At 44.0% G+C, this 24880-nt stretch carries 25 protein-coding genes and 1 riboswitch; of the genes, 10 read left to right on the forward strand and 15 right to left on the reverse strand.

Annotation, left to right across the window (positions count from 1 at the left end; all coding sequences use genetic code 11):
- Positions 1 to 19: 19 nt before the first annotated feature.
- Positions 20 to 1348, reverse strand: a complete 1329-nt coding sequence (locus tag HLI_RS12525; RefSeq protein ID WP_128525271.1) for a copper amine oxidase — start codon at positions 1346 to 1348, stop codon at positions 20 to 22.
- A gap of 278 nt (positions 1349 to 1626) precedes the next feature.
- Here HLI_RS12525 and HLI_RS12530 point away from each other — a divergent pair, with 278 nt between their 5' ends.
- Both HLI_RS12530 and HLI_RS12535 read left to right on the forward strand, forming a co-directional pair.
- Complete coding sequence (locus HLI_RS12530; protein ID WP_128525272.1) at positions 1627 to 2475, forward strand: SDR family oxidoreductase; 849 nt, start codon at positions 1627 to 1629, stop codon at positions 2473 to 2475.
- A 24-nt stretch (positions 2476 to 2499) separates the two neighbouring features.
- Positions 2500 to 3021 (forward strand): D-lyxose/D-mannose family sugar isomerase, encoded by a 522-nt coding sequence (locus HLI_RS12535; RefSeq protein WP_241656003.1) that lies wholly within the window; start codon positions 2500 to 2502, stop codon positions 3019 to 3021.
- A gap of 107 nt (positions 3022 to 3128) precedes the next feature.
- On the opposite strand, the gene ahpF is transcribed toward HLI_RS12535, so the two are convergent.
- Positions 3129 to 4661, reverse strand: a complete 1533-nt coding sequence (gene ahpF, locus HLI_RS12540) for an alkyl hydroperoxide reductase subunit F (RefSeq protein WP_128525273.1) — start codon at positions 4659 to 4661, stop codon at positions 3129 to 3131.
- A 14-nt stretch (positions 4662 to 4675) separates the two neighbouring features.
- Complete coding sequence (gene ahpC / locus HLI_RS12545) at positions 4676 to 5242, reverse strand: alkyl hydroperoxide reductase subunit C (protein WP_128525274.1); 567 nt, start codon at positions 5240 to 5242, stop codon at positions 4676 to 4678.
- Between the two features lie 416 nt (positions 5243 to 5658).
- Here ahpC and HLI_RS12550 point away from each other — a divergent pair, with 416 nt between their 5' ends.
- Positions 5659 to 6027, forward strand: a complete 369-nt coding sequence (locus HLI_RS12550) for a hypothetical protein (RefSeq protein WP_128525275.1) — start codon at positions 5659 to 5661, stop codon at positions 6025 to 6027.
- 85 nt (positions 6028 to 6112) lie between these two features.
- Here HLI_RS12550 and HLI_RS12555 read toward each other — a convergent pair whose 3' ends face one another.
- Positions 6113 to 6466, reverse strand: coding sequence for a protein YmzB (locus HLI_RS12555; protein WP_128525276.1), 354 nt, complete (start codon positions 6464 to 6466; stop codon positions 6113 to 6115).
- A 128-nt stretch (positions 6467 to 6594) separates the two neighbouring features.
- Between HLI_RS12555 and HLI_RS12560 the strand changes: the two genes are divergently transcribed.
- Together HLI_RS12560 and HLI_RS12565 are read left to right on the forward strand one after the other, a co-directional pair.
- A complete protein-coding gene (locus HLI_RS12560; RefSeq protein ID WP_128525277.1) occupies positions 6595 to 7287 on the forward strand; it encodes an LppM family (lipo)protein in 693 nt (230 codons plus the stop codon).
- A gap of 243 nt (positions 7288 to 7530) precedes the next feature.
- Positions 7531 to 8439, forward strand: coding sequence for a hypothetical protein (locus HLI_RS12565; RefSeq protein WP_128525278.1), 909 nt, complete (start codon positions 7531 to 7533; stop codon positions 8437 to 8439).
- A gap of 64 nt (positions 8440 to 8503) precedes the next feature.
- Here HLI_RS12565 and HLI_RS12570 read toward each other — a convergent pair whose 3' ends face one another.
- Positions 8504 to 8980: an SRPBCC family protein gene (locus HLI_RS12570; RefSeq protein WP_128525279.1), complete on the reverse strand. Its 477-nt coding sequence runs from the start codon at positions 8978 to 8980 to the stop codon at positions 8504 to 8506.
- 73 nt (positions 8981 to 9053) lie between these two features.
- Positions 9054 to 10016 carry a helix-turn-helix transcriptional regulator gene (locus HLI_RS12575; RefSeq protein ID WP_128525280.1) on the reverse strand — a complete coding sequence of 321 codons (963 nt, stop codon included), beginning with the start codon at positions 10014 to 10016 and terminating at the stop codon, positions 9054 to 9056.
- 88 nt (positions 10017 to 10104) lie between these two features.
- On the opposite strand from HLI_RS12575, the gene HLI_RS12580 reads away from it, so the two are divergent.
- A complete protein-coding gene (locus tag HLI_RS12580) occupies positions 10105 to 10986 on the forward strand; it encodes an SDR family oxidoreductase (protein ID WP_241655843.1) in 882 nt (293 codons plus the stop codon).
- 180 nt (positions 10987 to 11166) lie between these two features.
- Here HLI_RS12580 and HLI_RS12585 read toward each other — a convergent pair whose 3' ends face one another.
- The 6 genes from HLI_RS12585 to HLI_RS12610 form a co-directional block, all read right to left on the reverse strand.
- Positions 11167 to 11787, reverse strand: coding sequence for an NUDIX hydrolase (locus HLI_RS12585; protein WP_128525281.1), 621 nt, complete (start codon positions 11785 to 11787; stop codon positions 11167 to 11169).
- Positions 11788 to 11871: 84 nt separating this feature from the next.
- A complete protein-coding gene (locus tag HLI_RS12590) occupies positions 11872 to 12558 on the reverse strand; it encodes a CPBP family intramembrane glutamic endopeptidase (protein ID WP_128525282.1) in 687 nt (228 codons plus the stop codon).
- A gap of 287 nt (positions 12559 to 12845) precedes the next feature.
- The gene (locus tag HLI_RS12595) at positions 12846 to 14789 is read right to left on the reverse strand and encodes an ABC transporter permease (RefSeq protein ID WP_128525283.1); all 1944 of its coding nucleotides are present in this window, start codon (positions 14787 to 14789) and stop codon (positions 12846 to 12848) included.
- Positions 14779 to 15540, reverse strand: a complete 762-nt coding sequence (locus tag HLI_RS12600) for an ABC transporter ATP-binding protein (RefSeq protein ID WP_128525284.1) — start codon at positions 15538 to 15540, stop codon at positions 14779 to 14781. Before HLI_RS12600 ends, HLI_RS12595 begins: the two co-directional genes overlap by 11 nt.
- 99 nt (positions 15541 to 15639) lie before the next feature.
- The gene (locus HLI_RS12605; protein ID WP_128525285.1) at positions 15640 to 16644 is read right to left on the reverse strand and encodes a sensor histidine kinase; all 1005 of its coding nucleotides are present in this window, start codon (positions 16642 to 16644) and stop codon (positions 15640 to 15642) included.
- Positions 16641 to 17330 (reverse strand): response regulator transcription factor, encoded by a 690-nt coding sequence (locus HLI_RS12610; RefSeq protein ID WP_128526884.1) that lies wholly within the window; start codon positions 17328 to 17330, stop codon positions 16641 to 16643. The genes HLI_RS12605 and HLI_RS12610 overlap by 4 nt, the downstream gene beginning before the upstream one ends.
- A gap of 213 nt (positions 17331 to 17543) precedes the next feature.
- On the opposite strand from HLI_RS12610, the gene HLI_RS12615 reads away from it, so the two are divergent.
- From HLI_RS12615 to clpP, 3 genes are all read left to right on the forward strand, one after another.
- Positions 17544 to 18605: a branched-chain amino acid aminotransferase gene (locus tag HLI_RS12615; RefSeq protein ID WP_128525286.1), complete on the forward strand. Its 1062-nt coding sequence runs from the start codon at positions 17544 to 17546 to the stop codon at positions 18603 to 18605.
- Between the two features lie 184 nt (positions 18606 to 18789).
- Positions 18790 to 19452 carry a sigma factor-like helix-turn-helix DNA-binding protein gene (locus tag HLI_RS12620; protein ID WP_164908548.1) on the forward strand — a complete coding sequence of 221 codons (663 nt, stop codon included), beginning with the start codon at positions 18790 to 18792 and terminating at the stop codon, positions 19450 to 19452.
- A gap of 15 nt (positions 19453 to 19467) precedes the next feature.
- Complete coding sequence (clpP, locus tag HLI_RS12625; RefSeq protein ID WP_128525288.1) at positions 19468 to 20058, forward strand: ATP-dependent Clp endopeptidase proteolytic subunit ClpP; 591 nt, start codon at positions 19468 to 19470, stop codon at positions 20056 to 20058.
- A gap of 182 nt (positions 20059 to 20240) precedes the next feature.
- Here clpP and dapA read toward each other — a convergent pair whose 3' ends face one another.
- Entirely contained in the window at positions 20241 to 21137 is an 897-nt protein-coding gene (gene dapA / locus HLI_RS12630) for a 4-hydroxy-tetrahydrodipicolinate synthase (protein ID WP_128525289.1), read from the reverse strand.
- A 119-nt stretch (positions 21138 to 21256) separates the two neighbouring features.
- Positions 21257 to 21434, reverse strand: a riboswitch (Lysine riboswitch).
- Between the two features lie 277 nt (positions 21435 to 21711).
- Here dapA and HLI_RS12635 point away from each other — a divergent pair.
- Positions 21712 to 22971, forward strand: coding sequence for an MFS transporter (locus HLI_RS12635; RefSeq protein WP_241655844.1), 1260 nt, complete (start codon positions 21712 to 21714; stop codon positions 22969 to 22971).
- A 112-nt stretch (positions 22972 to 23083) separates the two neighbouring features.
- Here HLI_RS12635 and HLI_RS12640 read toward each other — a convergent pair whose 3' ends face one another.
- Together HLI_RS12640 and HLI_RS12645 are read right to left on the reverse strand one after the other, a co-directional pair.
- Complete coding sequence (locus HLI_RS12640; RefSeq protein WP_128525290.1) at positions 23084 to 23692, reverse strand: response regulator transcription factor; 609 nt, start codon at positions 23690 to 23692, stop codon at positions 23084 to 23086.
- Entirely contained in the window at positions 23689 to 24825 is a 1137-nt protein-coding gene (locus HLI_RS12645) for a sensor histidine kinase (protein ID WP_128525291.1), read from the reverse strand. Before HLI_RS12645 ends, HLI_RS12640 begins: the two co-directional genes overlap by 4 nt.
- Positions 24826 to 24880 lie beyond the last annotated feature (55 nt).

A 24880-nucleotide genomic window follows, 5' to 3' on the forward strand; every position in this document is an offset into this window, starting at 1 on the left:
CTCCTCTTCCGTCTTTAATTTACTGGTTCACTTTTTTACGATAAACCAAACCTGCTGAGGCAGCAGCAAGGATACCAAAGGCGATCCACATCCAAGCTGTTACACCTTGATCACTTGTACCGCCCATACCTGTATCAGGCATAGCTTCCGGCATCATTTCTCCACCGAATTGATCCGGCTTTTGTTTGACGATCGCATCGCCTAATGTTTCTCCAATGCCGAACATGAATCCATATCCTTCACGGAAAGAATCATAAGTTGCTGAATAATCTCCCTCTACATAATGATTGAATGTCTGCAGAACATCTTCTTCATGAGCCCAAATGGCTGCGGTCGCGTCTTCCTCGGAAAGGTTGCCTTCCGTTGCAGTTCCTAGGAAAGCACCGAAATCTTCAGCAAACATTTGCAGGCTCTGTTCAGCCATTTTTCTTGCTTCTTCATCTTCTTCAAGGGTTGCTGTTACAAGATTCGATTGTGCATTAATGTGATCCTGCTGCCAAACTTTCTCAAACTGTTCAGCACCTTCGTCGCCATAAATGGAAGCGATAGCCGTTTTAAAATCACCTGTATGCTGGTTTTCTGCCCATGTCACAAAGTCATAGTCATCTGCCTGGTTGAAGCCTTTCTGCATCTCCAGTGTAGCGAGGGCAAAGTGCTCAGAGGCTAGTGCATTTAGATTGGAGCGCAAATCCGCTGCTTTTGAATCGGCTTTGGTTTGGGCGAATTCATCTGGCATTTGTGTCACAATCGCAGTGGATAGAGCTTTACTAATACCGAACATGCGGTTGAATCCTTCACGGAATGACGTATAAGCTTTTTCGTATTCTTCATTTACATAGTGATCAAAAACGCTTAAGACATCTTGTTCATGGGCAGCTAGAACTTCTTTAGCTGCTTCTTCAGAAAGGTTGCCTTCTGTTGCTGTAGCCAAAAAGCTTCCGAACTCATTTACAAATTCGTCTACTTCCGCTTCAGCCTTCTTACGGGCTTCCGGATCATCACTTTTCGCTGCTTCCACAAAGCCATCAGCGTAGTCGTTATGAACACGGAAAATATCCTCGAATTGCGCAGCCGCTTCTTCGCCGTATACAGAAGCGATGGCCGGGGTCATATCGGCAGCATTCTGGTCAAGCTTATCCCAGACTTCATCTGCATCTGGTGCGTCTTCATACGATTTCATCATATAGGTAGTCGCCAGTACAAAGTGTTCCGATAAGAGCTGATCCAACGATGATCTCAAGTCTGCTGCCGGCGTCTTCACGGTTGCACTGTCGTTTGCCATGGCTAATGATGGGACGAGAAGTACGAGGGCCATGAAGGTTACTAGAATTCTTTTCATTTGTTTCATGTGACACTCTCCTTTGAAAAAATTTTGTTTGTTTACTTTTCCTGTACAGCTATCGAAAAAAAGTGATCATTGGATCACTTTTTTGAGAAATTTATTAAAGTTTCTGTAAAACCTTCAATTGAATCTTTATGTGTTGGTATTAAACGTAGATGGTTTATTTAAAAACGGTACTTTTCACCGAAATTTTCCATGCATCCGTTTACAAGTGTTTATAAATAGTAAAGGAAAGGTATTTTCCTTACATGGACTAAAAGATCAAAGATAAAGGAGAATGTGCGATGGATATTCATAAAAGACAGGTCGGCGGTCAGCCGGAACAGACGCAAGCACGCCAGCCGGGGATAGAATCTGAAATGGATCCTCTTCCCGTACAACCGCTCGATTACAAAGGGAGCGATAAGCTGCTTGATCAAGTTGCTTTGATTACAGGCGGAGACAGCGGAATTGGCCGTGCCGTTGCCATCGCTTATGCGAAGGAAGGCGCGCATGTGGCGATCAACTATGTAGAGGGAGAAGAAAATGATGCAGAACAGACGAGGGAGTGGGTCGAGCAGGAAGGCGTGAAATGTTACTTGATTCCAGGAGATATAACCGAGGAAGAAACTTGTAGGGAGCTGATTGAAAAGACTGTGGATCACTTCGGTCAACTCGATATTTTGGTGAACAATTCAGCGGTTCAATATCCGACTGAGGATCTTCAGGATATTTCCTTTGAACAGTGGGATAAGACGTTTAAAACGAACATCTACTCGATTTTTCATTTAACTAAATTCGCGCTTCCGCATTTAAAGGAAGGGAATTCAATCATCAATACCACTTCCGTCAACCCTTATAAAGGAAATCCCGCACTCATTGACTATACGGCAACAAAAGGAGCGATTGTCGGCTTTACCCGGAGCATGGCAGCCAATCTCGTGGAAAAAGGAATACGTGTTAATATGGTGGCTCCAGGCCCAATTTGGACACCACTTATCCCTTCTACTTTTGATGGAGAGAAGGTGGGCGAATTTGGAACCGACACGCCTATGAACCGTCCGGGACAACCATCAGAGTTAGCCTCCAAAGAAGGTTCTTATATGACTGGCCAGTGTATTCATGTCAATGGCGGTCAGATTATGACATCGTAGACAGGGAGGAGGATTAGTGTGAATATTAATGGATTGGCCGACCGGGATGTCCAGCGTAAAGTCAATGAATACTTTCAAAAGGCAGATGTCATCCTGAGTGATGATGAAATCCAGTCGATCGAGGTGAATGATTTTGGACTCAATCGGTTGGATGAGCTGGGACTTCAGCTATTTGTCTATATCAATACAGATCGCTACTGTGCGAAAGAATGGGTGTTATTCCCGCGTCAGACTTGTCCGGAGCATTATCATCCTCCGGTGACCGACGGAGATCCCGGCAAGGAAGAAACATTTCGAGTGAAATTCGGGACGGTCTACCTGTATGTAGAAGGAGAGACAACGAAACATCCTAAAACGCAGCCGCCGGACCAGGACCGCGATTATTTCACCGCTGCCCATGAAGTTGTCCTTACAGCAGGTGACCAGTACACAATCCCGCCGAATACACGGCACTGGTTCCAGGCCGGAGAAGCGGGGGCTGTCACGGCGGAATATTCATCCCCAAGCACCGATGATCATGACATTTTTACACATGCGGATATATAAGAAAAAGCAGGGCCTTAGAGGTCCTGCTTAATAATTGCCGATGATAGGCATAAAAATCCCGGAGTTGGTTCAACCAACTCCGGGATTTATCTTAATCTCTCAACCTATCAGTTGCGAATCAAGTAATCAAACGCACCAAGTGAAGCATTCGCACCATCACCCATAGAAATAATGATCTGATTGTGCGGGCTGTCTGTCACATCTCCGGCTGCAAACAAGCCAGGGACATTCGTGGAGCCTTTTTTATCGGTTATAATTTCACCGATTTTGTTGGTCTCAACGTCTTCGTCTAACCATTCGGTATTCGGTACAAGCCCGATTTGGACGAAGACACCTTCAAGCCCGATATGCTGCTCCTGCCCTGATGCACGATCGATGTACGTGATGCCATTGACGTTGTCTTCACCGGTGATCTCAGTCGTCTGGGCATTTGTTTTGACTGTCACGTTCGGAAGACTGTTCAGACGTTCTTGCAGCACATCGTCTGCTTTCAATGTGTCAGCAAATTCGAGCACAGTGACATTTTGCACGATTCCAGCAAGATCGATGGCTGCTTCGACGCCGGAGTTCCCGCCACCGATGACAGCGACATCTTTACCTTCGAACAATGGACCGTCACAGTGTGGGCAGTAGGCGACACCTTTGTTCTTGAACTCTTCCTCGCCTGGGACGCCGATTTGACGCCAGCGTGCGCCTGTCGAGATGATTGCACTCTTACTTTTCAGGACGCCGCCATTGTCGAGTTCTACTTCGAACATGCCATCATTCTTTTCTAATCCTTTGACACGCTGGAGGTTCATGATATCGATCTCATAGTCCTTCACGTGCTCTTCAAGGCTTGTTGCGAATTTCGGGCCTTCGGTGTTTTTGACACTGATGAAGTTCTCAATCGTCATCGTATCAAGGACCTGACCGCCGAAACGTTCCGCTACGATTCCGGTACGGATGCCTTTACGTGCGGCATAAATCGCGGCACTCGCACCAGCAGGTCCGCCGCCGACAACGAGGATGTCATAAGGATCACGGTTTGTGAATTCCTCTGGATCCGGTCCGTCACTGATTTTCGCGACGATTTCTTCAAGGGTTGTGCGACCGCCATTGAAGAATTCTCCATTAAGGTAGACAGATGGAACCGCCATGACATTGTTGTTTTCCGCTTCCTCTTTAAAAGCAGCACCGTCAATCATCGTGTGGCTGATGCCAGGGTTCAACACACTCATGATATTCAGAGCCTGGACGACATCCGGGCAGTTATGGCAGCTTAGACTGACATAGGTCTCGAAATGATACTCCCCACTGATGTTTTGGATCTGCTCGATCATCGTTTGATCGACTTTCGGAGCGCGTCCGCTTACCTGCAATAAAGCAAGGACTAGGGAAGTGAATTCATGACCAAGCGGAACACCAGCAAAAGTAATGCCTGTAGTCTCTTGAGGACGGTTCACGCTGAAGCTTGGTGTGCGGTTCAGTTCTTTATTTTGTACAGTGATTTTCGGTGACATGGAGGCAAGCTCATCGGTGAGAGCCAGCATGTCGCGGGAGACGTCATCGTCTCCCGCGCTGACTTTCAACTCGATGTCACCTTCTAAAAGCTTAAGATATTCTTCTAGTTGCGCTTTTATTTGTGCATCGAGAACCATATTTGTTTCACTCCTTAAATTTTACCAACTAAATCAAGGCTTGGCGTAAGTGTTTCTTCGCCTTCTTCCCATTTCGCAGGGCAAACTTCGCCTGGATTGTTGCGTACATATTGTGCGGCTTTGATTTTACCGACAAGGTTATCTGCATCGCGGCCGATTCCGCCTGCGTTGATTTCTACTGTTTGGATGACGCCGTCTGGATCGATGACGAAAGTACCACGATCAGCAAGGCCGTCTTCTTCGTTCAATACGTCGAATTGACGGGATAGCTGCTGGGATGGGTCACCAATCATCGGATATTTGATTTTGTTGATTTTTTCAGAGCTGTCGTGCCAGCCTTTGTGTACGAAGTGCGTATCTGTAGAAACAGAGTAAACTTCAGCACCAAGGTCTTTTAAAGTTTCATAGTTATTTTGAAGGTCTTCAAGCTCAGTCGGGCATACGAAAGAAAAGTCTGCCGGGTAGAAGCAAACAATGCTCCACTGGCCTTTGAAATTTTCTTCTGTTACATCGATGAAATCTTCACCATCTTTGAATGCTTTTGCCTGGAATGGTTGTACTTCTTTTCCGATTAGAGACATAATAAAATTCCTCCTGTAGTGTTTGTTGATCAGCTACGCTCTTTTGCGCAACTGTTTATAATAATTCTAATCCAGTAGCTATTATTATATAAAATCTGATGTTTGTCAACATATACGCAACTTTGTCGAAAATTCACCTGTCGGTCCCTTTTGCGGGTTTTTAAAATTATCGAGTGAGAATTTCTTAAAGCTGGGTCATTATCATTACGCTCATGGGAGTGAGAGAAGCTTTTCTATTTGAGTCCTAAATCCCTCCCAAGTCCCGTTCACGAATAGAAAGGCAGCTAAACCCTTTTTCCGTGTAAAAGAGCTTTATGGGAGGGTGAAGTGATATTTGAAACGCTTATGAATTTTTTCTTCCTATTCCGACCATCCCCTCATAAGATATAACCATGAGCAGGAGAGGAGGAACTTCCATGTCTCGTACAATCTCCCGTGGTAATAACCTGATCTTCCACACAGACCCTGGCGGACAAACCATTCGCGCTGGAAAGTGGGTGGATGTGACAAAATCATACCCGGACGGCATAAATGTGAGTCCTTTTTATACAATCAGGGTATTTGGTGGAAATCGCGTGGTGTCAGAAGGCCCCGTCACCTTTAAGCTGATTATGAAAATCGATCAGGTCAGTTTTTTAATGTTGGATACCATCACCGTTTCTCCTGGTGAACAGTTTACCAAAACATATGACGTTCCCGGAACAGGTCTTGCGATTAAAGCTGAAGCTGATGTTGGAGGCGGCATTGATGCAGTAGATGTAGCGGTATTCGGATATAAGTTTTAACATTTTTGAGACAGGGAGGAGAGGCCCTGTTTTTTGTTGTTATTAAAGTGGTCATCTACAAAAAGTTTTGTAAATGACCTGTTTTTTAGTCCATCAATTCGATCGTATAGGAACCGCGATCTGTGAGCAGGGAAAATTTTTCATTTTGAAATTGGTACTGTGTCGAGTCTTCGAGAGGTATTTCATAATAAGGTGAAGGGAGTGGCTGTGCGTTCTGCGGTTCGGTCGCAAGTCGTCCTCTTCCATGCAGGTACAAAGAATGCATCGGTTCATACTCATCGATTCTTCTTGTGTCAGTGGAGTATGATATTTCTTCTATATTCATGATGATGGTGTCCTCGTCACGAAGTTCATTTTTCGTTACTTTGACAGTTTTACCACTCCATAACTGCAGCAATTGGTTGAATTCTTCGATTGTCAAGATTTGTTGTTCACTCATCTGAATCCCTCCTGTATTTATAATTTCCCGGGCATCATGAATCATACTGTCCCGTGATATAATTTATCCAATGGTAATATATTGGAAAAGACACCATCCCATTTTTTACTCAATAAGGAGAGTTACATATGAAAATCACCAGGCTCTTGATCTGTATTGCTTTCATTTTTATACTGACTGGCTGTGTGCAAGGCGATTACGCGTTGAAAATCAACAAGGACGGCAGTGGGGAGAGTACCATTACTGTCGGGATAGAAGAAGAGGCTTATGAACAAATCGGAGGCCGCGGCGAAGGAATGGTCGACTCTGTCAATAATGAACTCGAGTCCCGGGGATATACCATCGAACCGTATGAAGAGGATGGCCATGTCGGTTTTGTCGCGGAAAAAACTTTTGACGACGTACGAGACATGGAGGTACTCCCTGTCACAGCCGGCCTTAGTGAAATGGGGGCAGCAGCCTCAAGCGGAGGATCGCCTATAGAGATGGAGACTTCCAGTGGTCTCTTTTTTACAACTTATAAAGTAAAGGGAGAAATCGACCTTGAACGGACGGGGTTATTAGGAGGTATGCAGCAGCTGGTGGCCAATCAGATGGACCTCACTTTCACGCTCGATTTGCCGATCTCACCAAAGGATCATAATGCCGATCGGACAGATGGCAAAAAGCTACAGTGGGATATCGATACAGCTGGTGAAACAGAGGCGATGGTGGAAGTAGCCGTCCCGAACGTCCGAAATATCATCGTGGCTGTAGTCTCCGGTCTCCTGGTTTTGACGCTGTTCGGTTTCTTAATTGTCCGAAAGCGTAAGGCTGTCTAATCGCTCGGTAACCTTTTGGTGGTTGTTTTATTAGAAAAGGGAATAGCTTGAGTTGGCCATGGGCGGGAAAGTCTTCATGGGCTTAAGAAGATAAGAGGGGAATTGTCGGATTGTTCATCTTTCCATTATTCGACAGAATCAGTTATATTATAGAAAGAAGAAACAGCCTTGAACGTGGTTCCATTAACTATCAGCGCTTGCGTTCAGAGTCCTGCATCGACCAATCAATATGGAGGGTGAATCATGGAATCACTTATGAAAAAGTTGAATAAACCGCTTGTCCTAATTACTGCCTTTTCCATTGTCGGTGCAGGTTCTTCTTTTACGGTTGCACCTGACCAAGCAGAGGCGAAGAGTTGGAAGTATGAACTTGGTCAAGCGGAAAATCTGAAATATCCAGAGAGGATAGTGGCGGGTGTGTTCAAGACTTTACGAAAAGAGACACGCGGTCCGCTCCCTTTCTCAGAAGCTTTGCTTACAATTGACAAAATGAATAAGGTGGAAGTGATGGACAATTACTTGAATCGCACCGGTAAAAAAGTGAAACCTGAGGAGATCCGTGACATTGTAAGTCAAGTGTACGGTATTGATTTGAATACCATTTCGGAACTTGGAGCAGGTAAACAAACGAGCGCCTATTCAGATCATGTTTTTGAAAAAGTGGAAAAGGGTTTAAAAGCAGATGTGTCCGTGGCCACTCTTATGAGCTTGAGCAAGAAAGAAATCATGGATTTGTATTGGGCTGGTTTCGAAGGGCAAATGGATGGGGCGGACATGCGCCGGATGATCAATGAAGTCTTCGGTATCAACTTGGAGGGCATCGCCAACCTTGAAGGCTCCGGTGTATCGCTTTTTTCTAAAGAACAGTGGATTTCCCAATATGAACGTGATTTGTTTGTCGTCCATACAGGGTTCACCGATGTGGATGTATGGGTGTATCCGACAGAATATTTCAAGGAACAGACAGGGCTTACCGAGCTTCCGCAACAATTGAAAAACAAACTGAGGGACCTCGGATTTTCCTACAATGATGAGGTAGATGGTTATTATTACAGCAACCCGACAGGCGAGTCTGTGCCTGATGATTTCAAAGGGAAAACGCTTGGGGCCATCATCGGAGTTGCGAATGAGGGATATAGTGAATTGAAATGAAGAAAAAACATTAGAAGTGGCAAACGAGACGCCTGCATTTCAAAGTCCAGGCGTCTCTTCTCTATCAATGGGAGTCAAAGGCCTCTTTATAATATTCTCTTAACTCAACTGCGTTGTCTTGCCATTCCACCGGTTGCCCGTTGACAATCTGGCCAAGGGCATCCAAACATCTGTGCCATCCTGCAGCGACATACATCGCCATTTCCTTACCGTCAAAAATGTGTGTGAAGATCATTTGGCATCCTACATCCTCTTCTAGTAGGGAAACTTGCAGCAAATCGTCCATTTCACGGAATTCGAAGGTATGGGGTTTCTTTAATTCCGTTATGACCGCTTCATATGTCGATCCTTCTCCGTCATCCATGGCAATCTTCCCACCTGGTCTCAGGTCCATCTCTCCTGTCGCGAAAGGGTACCATTGAGAGAAGTCACTGGGAGTCGTGATTACACGGAAAACTTCTTCTCGTTGATAAGGAAAGGAACGCTCAAACCTTAAAGCATAGCGGCCGTTTGACTCATGCAGTGTTCCATATTCATTCATGTTTCACCCTCCATGTCTTATATGTTAATTATAAAAGATGCCCCTTCTGATTTATTACACACCTCGATCCTGATCATCTATATAGATCAATAATTTCCTTTGCTCGGTCTGTTACTTTATCAATTAAATCCAATGGAGAAAGAATTCTTACCTGGTTCCCAAAACCGACTATGTAGTTAACAGCTTCTTCTTCGGTGTTGAAGATCAAACCCAGTTCTGTCCATCCATTTTCTGTAGTCATCCCCTCATATTCTGCCTGCACGAAGCGTCCAGTAAACTTAATTCTTTGATGGGCAAAAGGAGAAACGTTCACCTTCACTTGAAACTCTGGCAGACTTTGCATGAATTGTTTTTTTGATTGCTCCCAATGGTCTGATAGTTTGAAATCAGATGGCCTGTTAAAATCTTCATCCATTATTTCACCCTCTATGATTCGGGTGACTTTATAGCTGCGAAATTCATCTTGCTGGTTCAACGCTATCACATACCAATTACTTGATTTGGCCACTAACCCAAGTGGTTTGACTATGGAATCTCTTATTTCTCCATTGGCTTTTTTGTAAGAAATGGTTACTTTTTTATTGTTCATAACCGCTTCTTTCATTACTTTCATTGCAGGATTCATTTCATTAGTGCTGTTCTTCCACGTACCCATATCGACATATATTCTTTCCCAGAGATTCACTGCACTTTGCTTGGCTCCTTCTGGCAAGGACAACATGAGCTTATCCCTGATGTCCTTTGAGGAAATATCCATGTTTAAGTCATTCATGATTTTTTCAGCATGAGGCAAGAATAGCGAAAGCATTTCTTTTTCCTTCAACCAGCTCAGTCTTTGCTTCCAGTTATCGACAAGCTTCCATCCTCCTGCTTTTCCTCTTTCCGCATAAACGGGGATTCCGGCTGCACTTAATGATTCCATGTCTCTATGGACCGTTCTTTCGGAAACCACAAGTTCCTCAGCCATCTCCCGTGTGGATATAATTTCGCCATGTTGCAAAAGAAGCAGAATCTTAATTAATCTTTCAGCTTTCATCAGTTATTCCCCTTATTTTTTAATCATGACAGTATATGTCATATATATAACTTATTATAAGGTTACATAAATAGAAAGGGTGATGAAGATGAAGCTTGAAATGAATCTGGAAAATAAAATAGCAATTGTAGCTGGAGCAACAAGGGGAGCGGGCCGCGCTATGGCAATCAAACTTGGAGAAGCTGGAGCAACTGTCTATGTGACTGGACGTACAACTAGAGAAGGAATCTCCCCCATGCAACGGAAAGAAACCATTGAAGAGACAGCTGAACTGGTCAATGATTCGGGGGGAGAGGGCATCCCTGTAAAAGTGGACCATACAGACGAAGCACAAGTAGAAAAGTTCATTAACAAAGTGAATAGGGAACAAAATGGACGTTTGGATATTCTTGTGAATGATGTGTGGGGAGGAGACCCTCTCACAGAATGGGGAAAAGATGTCGGGGATCATAATCTTCAAAAGGGGTTGCAAATGCAAAGACAAGCTGTTCAAGCTCATTTCATTACTTCTCATTTCGCATTACCTTTAATGAAAAAGAAGAACGCGGGATTGATTGTAGAAATCACTGACGGGGTAGATTCTGAATATAGAGGGAATTTTTATTATAGTTTAGCGAAGGTCTCCAACATCCATATGGCAAAAGCGATGGCAGAAGACTTAAAAGATTACAATATTACTTCAATAGCATTAACTCCAGGATTCCTCCGTTCAGAAGCAATGTTGGAGCTTTTCGGAGTGACAGAAGAAAATTGGAAGGATGGAGTAAAAGTGGAAAAGCATTTTATTGCATCTGAAACCCCTTTTTATATCGGGGAAGCTCTAAAATATCTGGCTTTGGATCCGGATGTGCGTAGATTTAATGGAAAAACATTAAGTACTTGGGAGCTTTCGGATGTTTATGGATTTAAAGATGTGGATGGAACACAACCGCATTGGGGAAACTATTATAAAGAAAATGTTGAGAAATAAAGTAATACATCACTAAGGATGTAGAATAGCACACAATAATTCCTGCATTGTTTTCCCATTGTTGAAATCCAATCATCCGCGGTGTATAAGAATGAACAAGAGACCAAATCGCCTATGATCTGGTCCCTTGTTTTGTTCTCCACCGTCACATTATTATTTCCACCTTAACCACAAGAGCTTTTATCTTTTCATGACCTCAACGAAATGGGCTAAAATTCTCGCTGTCATCCCCCAGATCACTTTATCTTCGTAAATATAGAAGTATTCCTCTAATTGACGTGTCCTCCAATTGTAGTTTTCTCCCCCGGGAATAAGTTCAAAAGGAAAATCTTCTTCCGGGTGTGCTTCAAAGTGTACATAATGAATGCGTGGTTTATTTTCCATGAAAAAGGAGAGGGGGACGGTGAAGACCTCTCTCACTTCATCGGGATTTTTGATGATTTCTTCCTCAGAAACCTCAAGGTAACCAACGAAAGAGTAAACGATCATACCGAAAGGCGAGATGAGATAATCGAGCGGGTGTACTTCACAAAGGTCGTTTCTCTCGATTCCAAGCTCCTCTTCTGTCTCTCGAATCGCGGCTTGCTGGGCAGTGGGGTCGAGAGGATCGATTTTTCCACCTGGGAAGCAAACCTCTCCCGGCTGCCTGCGCATCTGGTGGGAGCGGACTTCGAAAAGGACATGAGGCTCTCCGTCTTTCTGGATCAAGGGTAGCAGGACGGCGAATTTTCTGAACTGCTCATGTCCGAGGACAGATGGTTCATGCTTCTTTACTTTATTGAAAATGGTTTTAGCGTCCATAATTTCACCTCGTTCTTTTACTATATCAGAAGGGGCCAAAGAATAGAAAAGAGGACTTATTAAGATAGATCAACTTAACCCCATTCAATAAAATCTATAAGGTAAATGACTTCTCCTTGGGTACATTTTATAAAAAATGACGAGTACGAAGAGGAGGATTACAAGCAGCGCTACCCCAGAATACACTCCTAAGGACTTCATGAGTTGTAGGCTTTCTGTGTGATCATCCACACTTGCAGGTCCGTTTTGAAAGGGAACATATTGGATGAGGAAACTTAAAAGGTTACTAAAAGAGTGGGCAGCCATCGGGATCCATATACTCTTTGTCTTTAAATAAAGAATGGAAAAGAAAATCGAGGCTAATAGCGCACTGAGAAAACCGGATGGCCCATGAAAAATGGCGAAGGTTAAAGATACTAGTATTACACCAGCGAACGTTCCTAACCGCTTGCACCAGTTATTTAATAAGACACCTCTAAATAAGAGCTCTTCTATAAAAGGGGCGATCATAACAACCAGAACGAAATAAATGGAAATAATTCCTGAACTCTCCTGGTTAGCTGAAGATTGCATGATTTCATCTGTTACCCCACTTAGAAAAGAAGGACTTATCAAGCCTATGACATTCCATAATACCAAGACAGAGGCAAAAGAAGCGGCTTTGATGACAACGACTACACCAAATACTTTAACGAGTTCAGGAATACTGAAGGAAGGTTTGGAGGTGAGGTGGGAGAAGGAGATATTGTATTTCTTGAATTGAATGTACAACCATAATCCGACTCCTGTGTACACATATATATGAAAAGGGTAATTAAGGGGAACCTGAATTAACGCAAAAATAACGCCTCCTACAATGATCCAGTAACAACCAGAGCAATAACTTCCATATTTTAATCTTATGTAATCCGTTATTCGTGTTCAAATTTTATGCCCCCTCATATCCCAGACTCCTCTACACGCTGTGAATATTCTAACATAAAATTCCAAAAAACTGACTTATTCCAAATAAAAAAGCCACCATCATATAAAGTATGATCGCGACTTTTCCATTCTTCTTAAAGGGCTTCTTTAATGATTTTCTTATAATAGAGAACAGACAAAAGTCCGAAAATCGAATATAGGGCTGTGTAGAGACCCATGACGATGAACATCGGCGTCCACAGTTCTGTTCCAAAGAAGAACCAGCCGGAATTGACGGCAAAGTAGCTGTGCAGCAATCCGACCATTAACGGAATTCCGAAGTTGAACAGCTGCTTCCCTTGAATTCCCCGCAAAAGGTCGCCACGGGTGAAGCCGAGTTTTCTTAAAATCGTATAGCTTCCTTTTTCGTCTTCACCTTCGTCCATTTGTTTAAAGTAAAGCACACATCCGGATGTGATCAGGAACGTGAGGCCGAGGAAGCCGACGATGAACATGACAAGACCCATATTCAGTTTTTGCTGTTTAGCCACATTCCATTGTGAGCCATGAGCACGTGTTTCATTCAATCCCATTCTCTCGAAAATTTCAAAAGCTTCTGCTTGTTCTCCTTGTTGATCAAGGTTGATGCCAGTGTAAAGGTTCGGTTTTCCCTGAAGTTCAGGATTGAAGTTATTTTTCACTTGAGAAAACATCTTTTCATCTACGACTGCAATCGGCAGCCCGCCAGCTACGTAATAGGAGGAAAGGACATAGTCTTTCTCAAGACCGAGATAGTCAAGCTCCATCCAGTTATCATTCAGGTGGATACCGGCAGTGCCTGCGCCTTCTAAAGAGATGAAGGACTGCATCAGGTCTGTATAACCAGTGAGCTTCATTTCGCCTTCATCTAAATGGATATCCTCCACTGCGGCTTCACTGATGACGGGGAGGGGCGTCTGTTCTGTATCGAAGTTCAAGTCATCAATCTTGGCATCAAGGATGTCTCTGACGTTGAACTCAACCTCGAACACTTCGATGGTCTTTTCGGAATACCCGATGCCCGCGTCTTCCAAGCGATTCATAAACGTTTGGGCGCTCTCTTCATCTGTGATCGAGAAATCATCCGGGACACTATTTTGGGCCGACTTTTCAGTTGAATAGTAAGAAATGTAGCTGAGCGACAGCAAACTAATCGCCAGAGCGGATACCGTCGTAATTACCGTCAAAAGAAAAGCATTCGATTTCATTCGGAACATGATCGAGGATAAGGACAGCACTTCATTGATGTTCATATAGCCGTTTTTATTTTTACGGATCAAGTTCGTGACGAATCGTACGGAACCTTTATAGAAAAAGTAGGTACCGATGATGACAACAGCCAGGATGAACCCCATCGCCAAAAACAACCCATTGATGGTGACAATGTCTCCTTCGAACAGCTGGGAGGAGACGAAATAGCCTGTGGCGATCATTAAAATTCCGAAAATCCCCATGATGTGTTCCCATATGGACAGCTTCTTCACCTTCCCTTGGGAGCTTGATGTCACACGGAAAAGGGCGAGAATCGACTGCCGTTTGATGAACAAATAATTCGTCAGCATGATCAGGACGTAAATAGCAGCGAAGACAAGCAGGGTTTGCCCTAAAGCTTCAGTGGAGAAGTGAAGGTTTGCCATTTCATCGACTCCGATGACTTGGAAAAAGCTCATCAAAATCAATTTAGAGATGGCGAAACCGACAAAAATCCCAATAACGAGCGATCCGAAATAGATGATGAGATTTTCTGTGCTCAATATCTTGAAAATGCGGTTCTTCGTCATGCCGATCAACTGGAATAAGCCGATCTCCTGGCTTCGTCGTTTAATGAACAATGTGTTGGCATATAACAGAAAAATCGCGACGATAGCGATGAGTAGGACGGATGCCACTCTGACAGCGGCTTCACCTTTAATAGAACCCTCCTGGCTCATCGATGGGTCATACTGGAGGGTAACGAATGAAAAATATAAAGCCACACTGAAAATGAGTGCGAATACATATAAATAGTAGTTTTTCAGGTTCTTTTTCAAGTTGCGGAAAATGAGCTGATTAATGTTCATACTGGACACCGCCCAAGACTCCCTGCGTCTTCATGATATCTTTCAGAAAAGCTTGTCTTGTTTGATCGCCTTTGTTCAACTGTGTATAGATTTGGCCGTCCTTAATGAAGATGACTCGGCTGCTGTAGCTTGCAGCGACTGGATCGTGGGACACCATACCGATCGTCGCTTCCCGCTTCTGGTTCATATCACTCAGTTTGTCGAGTAAATCGGAAGCAGATTTTGAATCGAGCGCTCCCGTCGGTTCATCCGCAAAAATGATACTGGGTTCATGGATGAACGCTCTCGCCGCTGAGGTTCGTTGTTTCTGGCCACCGGATATTTCATTCGGATATTTATCCTTCACATCCTCGATGCCCAGTTCCTCAGCGACCGCATCAAAGCGTTGGATGGCTTCTTTTTTCGATACTTTGGAAATGGATAAAGGCAGCAGAATATTCTCTTTCACAGTCAGGGTATCGAGCAGATTGTACTCCTGAAAAATGAAGCCGAGGTGATGCTTACGGAATTCTGCTAACTGTTTATCCTTTTTTCCGGTAATCTCCTGACCTTCGATTTTAATGGTGCCGTGACTGACCCGATCAATGGAAGAAAGCACGTTCAGCAGTGTCGTTTTCCCTGAACCTGATGCCCCCATGATCGTAACGAACTCACCCTTCTGGATTGACAGATCAATTCCGACCAATACGTGTTGTTTCGTAAATTTATTGCCATAGCTTTTATGAATTTTATTCGCTTCTAATAAACTCATGTAATGACCTCCTTTGTTCTATAGCTTAATTGTAATAGCATCCATCGGGCTTTTCCTTCCATTCACCTAACAAAATGACGGAAGCATGTGACATTTTCGTCACATGCTTCTGATTTTCGTGAATTCGTTCTGTTCTGGAAAAATGAGTGTAAAAGTAGTGCCTGCTCCAAGTTCAGAATCGACCTTAATGTGTATCTTCAAGGCTTTGCGAATACGATCGGTCAAATAGAGTCCCATCCCGGTGGCAGCACTATCCTGATGCTGCGTTGTAGAAGTGAACCCTTTTTCAAAAATACGGGATATGTCACGCGGGTCTATCCCCCGGCCCTGATCCTTCACTTGCAGGCAGCTTCGTCCGTCCTTTGTAAAACTTGTGATAGCAATATCTGTAGCATCACTATATTTAACCGCATTCGTCAGCAGTTGGCGCACGATGAAGGCAAGCCACTTGCTATCACTGAGGACGCTTTCGACTTCCAAATCTATATCAAAGCCGATTCCCTTTTGCATGCACCATGACTTCAGTGATTTGATTTCATTGAAAAGCAGAGCCTCGAGTTCAACTTCCTCTATATAGAGGTCGTTTTCAATGAAGGGAATCCTTTTCTGGTGGAGCTGTTGATCGAGAAGCAGGTGGATCCGCAGCCACTCATAAGTCAGTTGGGACTTCAGCTTATAATCATCGAGCCGGTCGATGATCAGCCGCATCGCTGTCAAAGGCGTCTTCACTTCGTGGATCCAGGAGAGAAGCTCATCTTTTTCCTGCTCCAAATAACCTTGATTGTGAGCAAGCTCCTGCTTCAAATGCTCCATTTGATCACTGACATTCGTCTCGATGATTCTCTCAAATGGACTGTCCGATTCCGGTATTGTCGTCAGATCAAGGTCGTGTTCACGCTGATCGATCGCCACGTAAAACGGAGTTTCTTTCCGGTAACGGACGAATAGGAAAATGATGAAAATGATGATTGATAAAAAGACATAATATAGCATCGAGGTGACAGGGATGGTCGTATCGACGAGGGCAACTAACAAGGCAAGCACCTGCAGCCCTGAGAAAAGTAATATCCAGCTGCTTCTTTCTAATAGATAGGTGCGGATCATGGCTCCATCTGCTCCTTCGCCACATACCCCTGGCCGACCTTCGTTTCAATTGCCTGTTCCAACCCGATGTCTGTAAGTTTTTTGCGGAGACGATTGACATTGACTGTAAGCGTATTATCACTGACAAAGCGTTCGTCCTCCCACAGACGGTTGATCAATTCTTCCCTGCTGACAACCTTGCTTTTCTTTTCAATCAGCTGTTTTAAGATCAAGACTTCATTTTTTGTTAAATCGATAGCTCCTTGGTCATTTGTCACCCGGTTCCGTTCATAATCGATGGTTGCACCGAGCCATGTCTTCAATTCGTTCGTTTCTGTGTTGTAATTATAAACACGGCGGAGGATGGCTTGGATTTTGGCGACGAGCACATCGAAATGGAACGGTTTCTGGATAAAATCGTCAGCCCCTAAATTCATGGACATCACCATATCTGTCGGGTGGTCACGTGAGGAGAGGAAAATGATCGGCACATTGGAGTGCTCGCGAATCATCCGGCACCAGTGGAAACCATCGAACTTCGGGAGCTGGATATCGATGATGACGAGCGCTGGTTCGGTTTTCGTAAAGGTTTCCATCACCCTGTTGAAATCCTCAACTCCATACACCTCATAGGACCATTGGGATAACCGTTCTTCGATTTCCTGGAATAATGTCCGGTCGTCTTCAATCAGTAAGAGCTTGAACAACTTTGACACCACGCTTTCCGTTTTTTACCTGTTCTCAGTATATCAAATCTTTATCTGGTAAGCGTTTTATCCAATTGGTGCGTTACTGCGGAAAAAACTTTTTTGATAATTCGATTAAATACTCTTTAAAATTGGCGCTGACGGGCGTACAATGAATACTAATATCCAAAACGGCCAAGCCGATCATCTTATAGAAAAAAAGGAGTCCTGAATATGCCATTGAATATAGTTGAAAGTACACACAAGAAAGCCAAGCCGGAAAGCGAACAGATTCCTTTTGGCCGAACATTCACAGACCATATGTTTGTCATGGACTATGAAGCAGACAAAGGCTGGCATGAACCGAGAATTGTCCCGTATGAACCATTGACGCTCGATCCAGCTTCTATGATTTTTCATTACGGCCAAACGGTGTTTGAAGGATTGAAAGCTTATCGCGCCGATGACGGACGCGTCCTTTTGTTCCGCCCGGAGAAGAACTTTGAACGTTTGAACCTCTCCAGCGACAGGTTGAGCATACCGCCGATCGATGAACAGGAAGTGATGGGATACCTGGAAGAGCTCGTCCGCTTAGAAAAAGACTGGGTCCCGGCATTTGAAGGTACGTCGTTATACATACGTCCGTTCATTATCGGCACAGAACCGAGCCTCGCTGTAGCTCCATCCAAATCCTATAAATTCATGATCATCCTGTCGCCTGTAGGTCCCTATTTTTCTGGGGGGATCAAACCGGTGACGATCAACGTCGAGGACCAGTTCACACGTGCAGTCAAGGGTGGTACAGGAATGGCGAAAACAGCAGGGAACTATTCCTCTGGTTACCAGGCTCAAGCAAAGGCTGCTCAAGAAGGGAATGCAGATGTGCTTTGGCTTGATGGTGTAGAGAAACGGTACATCGAAGAAGTGGGAAGCATGAACATCTTTTTCAAAATTGATGGAGAAGTTGTAACACCAGCCCTTAGCGGAAGCATTTTGAAGGGCATTACACGTACGTCAATCCTCGAGTTGTTGAAGAAGTGGGAAGTACCCGTGACCGAGCGGAGAATCTCCATTGCTGAACTCTATGAGGCATATGAAGAAGGAAAGGTGGAAGAAGCTTTCGGTACTGGGACAGCAGCTGTCATTTCACCTGTCGGGGAGCTGAATTGGCTTGGGAATAAGATGGTCATCAACGACCATGAGATAGGCGAACTATCACAAAAGCTCTACGATACGATTACGGGCATTCAGCGTGGCAGAAAAGAAGATATCCATGATTGGACGGTAGAAATATAAAGAAGAGTTGAGCCTCAGGTTTTCATGCCTGGGGCTTTTTTTGTGGGTGGTTCAACAGGGAATTCTCTCCCGTATTTAAAATAAGCAGGGATACACAAAGGAAAACAGAATAAATTATAAGAACCCATATCTATTTTTCCATGTCATCCGTTATAGCTGTGAGAGGTTGAAAGGAGTGAGGAAGGTGGATGTAACATCGAGCACGGTCAATCATACGCTTTCTGTTGAAGAGAAGGTGAGGGAGGATTATCTTAAACTATTGCGCTACTGTCTTTTTCTCACCAAAGATGCTTGGGAAGGGAAAGATCTAGCCCAGGAGTCTTTTTCTAAAGCCTTAGAGAAGTATGAATGGAGTGAAATCCAACCAGCTCTTCTTAAAAAAATTTCTTACCACTGCTGGGTCGATCAAAAGCGGAAGCAGGAGAAAGAAACACTTGTTTCAAGTCCACATCTTAGTGGACATACAAAAAAGAGGGGGCGCGACAACTCTGAGATTATCGAGAGGATAGTTGGAAGGTTGTCAGACAAACAACTTGTCTCATTTGTTTTAAAAGAAGCCTTTCAGTATAAGATTTCAGAAATTGCAGAACTTCTGAAGATGACGGATACGGGTGTTAAAGCTTTGTTGAAGCGGGCCCGAACTAACGTAAAAGACATTTCAGAAATAGAAAGACTCCAAGTGCTGCGGACACGACAAGAAGAAGATCTGTTATACCAAACCGTGATTCAAACCCTGACCGTGCAGGACCCGTCTCTTTTAATTGAAAAGCTACCGATCCTGCTTCCACCTTTTCGAAGCACACATCGGCCTTCCTCCCCTTCGAACATCCTCTCTTTAGCAGCTTAAAGGAGGCAGGTTGAAATGAATACCATCCCTTATGTAATTGAACAGACAAGTCGAGGGGAACGATCGTACGATATCTATTCACGTCTTTTGAAAGACCGCATAGTCATGGTGAGCGAAGAAATAAATGATCATATGGCGAACAGCATTGTAGCTCAGCTGCTGTTTTTGGCCGCTGATGATCCGGACAAAGATATTTCACTGTATATCAATAGCCCGGGAGGATCTACTTCCGCTGGGTTCTCCATTCTAGATACGATGCAGTATATCCAGCCTGACGTAAGGACGATTTGTACAGGAATGGCTGCATCATTCGGTGCGATGCTTTTATTGTCCGGGACGAAGGGGAAACGGTTCGCCTTGCCGAACAGTGAGATTATGATCCACCAGCCTCTTGGTGGTGCTCGGGGGCAGGCGGCAGATATAGAGATATCAGCGAAGAGAATCATCAAGCTCCGGCAGCAGATCAATGAAATGATAGCAGAACGGACCGGCCAGCCGTTGAAAAAAGTGGCGGAAGATACCGATCGTGATTATTTTATGAGTGCATCGGAAGCGAAGGAATATGGGATTGTCGATGAGATCATTCAAAAGAAGAAAGAAGCGTAATTTTCCAATAAGAAAAGAGACTGGGACAAAAGAATTTTTCCGCTAGAAAACCCGAACTAATTTCGTTCGGGTTTTCTTTATGAAGCAATAAATGCATACGCCACTCCGGCAACATTTGACCCATTCCACCTTATTGTTCGTCTTTTCCTAGGGCAGTTAGTGTTTTGTCCCAGCCCCTTGTGTTATAGAGCGCTTGCGACTTCTTGCGGTTGCACTTTTCCGATCTCATTCAATACACAAGCTTCTTCTTCCTCTGTCAAAGGTAATAGAGGAAGACGGACACCTCCAACTTTCACGCCTTTTGCGTTCAGCGCCGCTTTGACCGGAGAAGGACTTGGGGCAGAGAAGATGGCATTCATGACTGGTACGAGCTTCTGATGCATTCGTGCAGCAAAGGCGAAGTCTCCTTCACGGAAGCTTTGAACCATCTGCTGCATTTCATTTCCGATGACGTGGGCCGAAACAGATACGATTCCTGTTCCTCCGATCGATACGAAGGGCAATGTGTTGGAATCTTCTCCGCTATAGACAGAAAAGTCATCAGGAGTGTCACGGATGATTTCTGTTGCGTCATCAAGATCGCCACTCGCTTCTTTGACGGAAACGATGTTATTGATAGCAGAAAGGCGAATGATCGTCGCTGGTTCCATGTTTACGACACTTCTGCCGGGAATGTTATAAAGCATGACGGGGAGGGATGTCGCTTTTGCGATTGTTGAGAAGTGTTGGTAAAGTCCCTCTTGGGTTGGTTTATTATAATAAGGAGTGACGAGCATGATCGCATCGACGCCGGCTTCTTCAGCTTTATGAGTCAGACTGATCGAAGCTCGTGTGTTATTGGAGCCTGTGCCGGCAATGACCGGGACTCTCCCATCGACGACTTCGACAACGAATTTGAAGAGGATCAATTTTTCTTCTGTAGTCAATGTCGGTGACTCACCTGTGGTTCCTGCTATGACTAAGGCGTCCGAACCATTTCCGATCAAGTGGTTGACTAACGATCTGGTCGCCTCAAAGTCAATATTCTCCTGGCTGTCGAACGGGGTTACCATTGCTGTTAATACTTGGCCGAAATTCATAACCTCACACCCTTTTGTGAATTTTAATATTTTCGAGGCAGTGAGGGCCATACAGCAGTAAAAAAACAAAAAAGCAGCAACGAGGGATCGCTGCTGCCGTAGAAACTTAGTCCGTTCCTGCGTAAGATAGCCCTCCATATAGTCTCCTATATGACAGTCCTGCACTTATTAAGCATCAGAACCAGCTTCAGGATGATGAGTTTCGAGAAGCTTCGGCAATTTCCCCTTTCCCTATGTGTCACAGGAGCTCATTCTCCTCAACATACGTACTCATGTCATTGCACCTCTATCCTTACTTCAAAATCAATTGAAATAAGAAAATATTTAGTTATAGAGAATAGTATCAAACAATTGTTTTTTACACAAGTGGTTTGACAGGACTCGTGGAATTTTGACAATAGTATATATTACCAAATTTTGAGCTAGCAAGAAGTGGCGAATTCACTCAAACTTCTTAAGGTTTATGCGGGAAAATCCGTCTGGAGGCGGAAGTTGAATCATTCTCAGGGATATCGTCATTGCTTTGGAATTTTTATACACTTTTATTAATCATTTAAAAAAAGGTGTGAGAATCATGGCTGTCAATGATATCGCTATGGAAGAGGCAACAGTTGAACCAAAAAAAATCCCCTCAATATTCAAGAATAGAAATTTTCTATTGTTGTGGGGAGCTGCCCTTTTGTCGAGTTTCGGAATCTCCTTTTTCCTCTTTTCCCAAAGCTGGTATGTCGTCAATGTATTAGGTTTAGAAGCTTCTCTTGGAATCCTTTATATCGCTGTAAGTATCCCGCGTGTCTTATTCATGATCATCAGCGGAACCGTCGCGGACCGGTATAGTAAAACGAAAATCATGTTTCTATCAGACTTCATTCGCGGATTACTTTTAATCGGCCTTGTCGCATGGTTTTTGTTCGGTGGGATCACATTATGGACCTTCGTTACTTTCGCCTTTTTCTTCGGTATTTTAGATGCGTTTTTCTGGGCGGCGGAGAGTGCGGTCATACCGTCTATTGTCCATAAGGAAAACTTGACGCGTGGAAATTCGGTCATTCAAATGACGAACCAGACATCGTTCATACTAGCTCCTATGCTTGCAGGAATAATCATCGCTTTCGGTAATTATGAAATTGTATTTGTAACAACAGCTGTTATGTTGATCATTGCAAGTTCCCTCATTTTCCTTATGCGTGTTCCTAAAGGGAATGATGAAGAAGGGGAGGAAAAGGAATTTTGGGAAACGTTCAAGGAAGGCCTGCTTTACGTCAAACAATCGCGGGTGCTGCTCATCATTGTTCTGACTACTGTTTTCTTGAATTTATTTTTGGTCGGACCGATGACGATGGGGCTTCCTTTGTTCGTCAAAAATATTTTGGATGGAACGTCGGTTGACTTCAGTTTGTTAGAAGCGGGATTAGCTGGTGGAATGCTGGTAGGGTCCGTCGTTATCGGAGTATTGAACTTGAAGAAAAATCGCTGCAAAGTGGCTCTCCTTTCTTTAATATTTACAGGTATCGCTTTTGCCGGCTTAAGCTTCACCACTGAGATATGGATGAGCATACTGGTGCTTGGGATTTTCGGTATTTCTTTATCTGTAACAAATATCCCTTTCATCGCGTTTGTTCAAAGCTTAATAGAAGAAAAAATGCTCGGACGTGTGATGGGACTTATCTCGTTAGCATCAATGGGGCTGATTCCAGTCAGTTATTTATTGACTTCGGGGGTTTTGGCACTTGGTATTTCCATCGATCATATTATGGCCGTCGGTGGTACTCTTGTCTCACTCTACGCTGCCTTTATCTATTTGAAATTCAAAGAACTCAGGGAAATCGATTGATCTATTTGCTATGACAATAAAAAAAGCCCCCGGGCACGAGAGAGAGTTTCAGGCATACCTCTAATTACCGGAAGGGACTTCCATTATTGATTATATATCATGATTGGGATAATCATTTTGACTTCTTGTACCAACCCTTTTCCTTGAATCGGGAGATGGCTTCGATGCGGTTCGTTACTTCTAATTTTTCCAAAATAACAGATATATAATTTCTTACCGTGCCAGGAGTGATGTATAAGGTCTGGGAAATGTCTTTGGTATTCTTGCCATCCGCCATTAGTTGGATAACTTCCTGTTCGCGTTCTGTGAGCGGGTTTTGCTCTGTAAAAGCGAGGTCGACAAGTTCTGGGTCAAAAATCCTTTGGCCATCAATGATCTTCTTAATGGCTGTCGCCAGATCTTCACTAGGGCTGTCTTTCAGCAAATAGCCGCTTACACCAGCTTTCCGGGCACGATCGAAATAGCCGGAACGGGCAAAAGTGGTTAAAATGATGACTTTACAAGGTTGGTCATACAACTCTTCAGCAGCGTCCAGTCCATCTTTGACGGGCATTTCGATATCCATGATGCAGATGTCAGGTTCCAGCTTCCTTACGAGGTCGCAAGCTTCCTGGCCGTTGTGCGCTTTGCCTACAACTTCCATGCCTTCCTCTAAATCGAGCAGGGCTCCAAGTGCTCCTAATAACATCCGCTGGTCTTCAGCAATGACAATCCGAATCATGCCGGACCCTCCTTTTCTTTATTTTTAATTACATTCGGAACATGCAGTCGCAATATTGTTCCATTATCTGATTCAATTTCAAGAGTGCCGTTGACAAACTCCAGGCGTTCACGCATTCCTTGCAGCCCATGACCTTGAAACGGCTCGACCGAGGCTGGGATTCCTTTTCCATCATCTTCAACAATAATTAGGATTTCAGTAGGAAGCGGGTTGATGACGACCCTGCACTTTGTAGCTCCGCTGTGTTTGACGATATTCGTAGCGGCTTCTTTCAGACACATGCTCAGGACATTCTCAACGAGCAGCGGTGTGTTCTTCAGATGAGGATCCCCTTCGTATTCAAACGTCATTTCTGCTGCCTCAATGATCTGCTGTACACGGACAAGCTCGTCTTCTAGCTTCGTCCCTCTCATATTCGATACCATCTCCCGGACTTCCTTCAAAGCCGTGCGGGCTGTTGTACGAATATCATCGACCTCTTGCATGGCTTTCTCCGGTTTAACCGTAATCAGCTTGTTTGCTAAATCACTTTTCAATCCAATCATCGAAAGTTTCTGCCCGAGGGTGTCATGCAGATCACGGGCGATTCGTTCGCGTTCTTCGATGACCATCAGTTGAGAGATTCGTTCATTGGCATCCTCTAATTCGCCTTCAAGCTTATGCTGCTGATTACGATAACGGATGGTGAACGGGAGCAGAATTACTCCGATGACCGCAATGATAATAAAAGGTAAGTTCGGAAAAAGGGAGTCGATTTGATAGATGAACGTTGTCGTGATTGCGATCAAAGTCGTGGCAAGGTGTACAATGTATAAAGATAAAAATCCGCCCAGATGTTTGATATTTCCTATGAAAAAAGCCAAGAACAAGGCGAAATAAATATATCCGAATAAAACGGTCATGACGAGGCTGATCGCCATTTCAATACTTACCCATAAGTATGTGAGACGGCTGTTCGACATGAAGGATAAACGGTAAGCAAGGAAAAAGATAAGTGTCATTAGAAATCCGAACAACATTTCATACATCGAAGAAGATCGGAAAATGAAGAAAAAAGGCAACACACAAAAAATAATCCACACATAAGTGCTGAGACCTGTATTCTTCGGGATGATATGGTACCAGTTCTGCATCGGGAACCTCCTTGTCACATTAATTCAAGCATATACGAAAAATGCCAGTGTTGTC

It is taken from the genome of Halobacillus litoralis, from assembly GCF_004101865.1.
In the GTDB taxonomy this organism is placed as follows: Bacteria; Bacillota; Bacilli; order Bacillales; family Halobacillaceae; genus Halobacillus; species Halobacillus litoralis_A.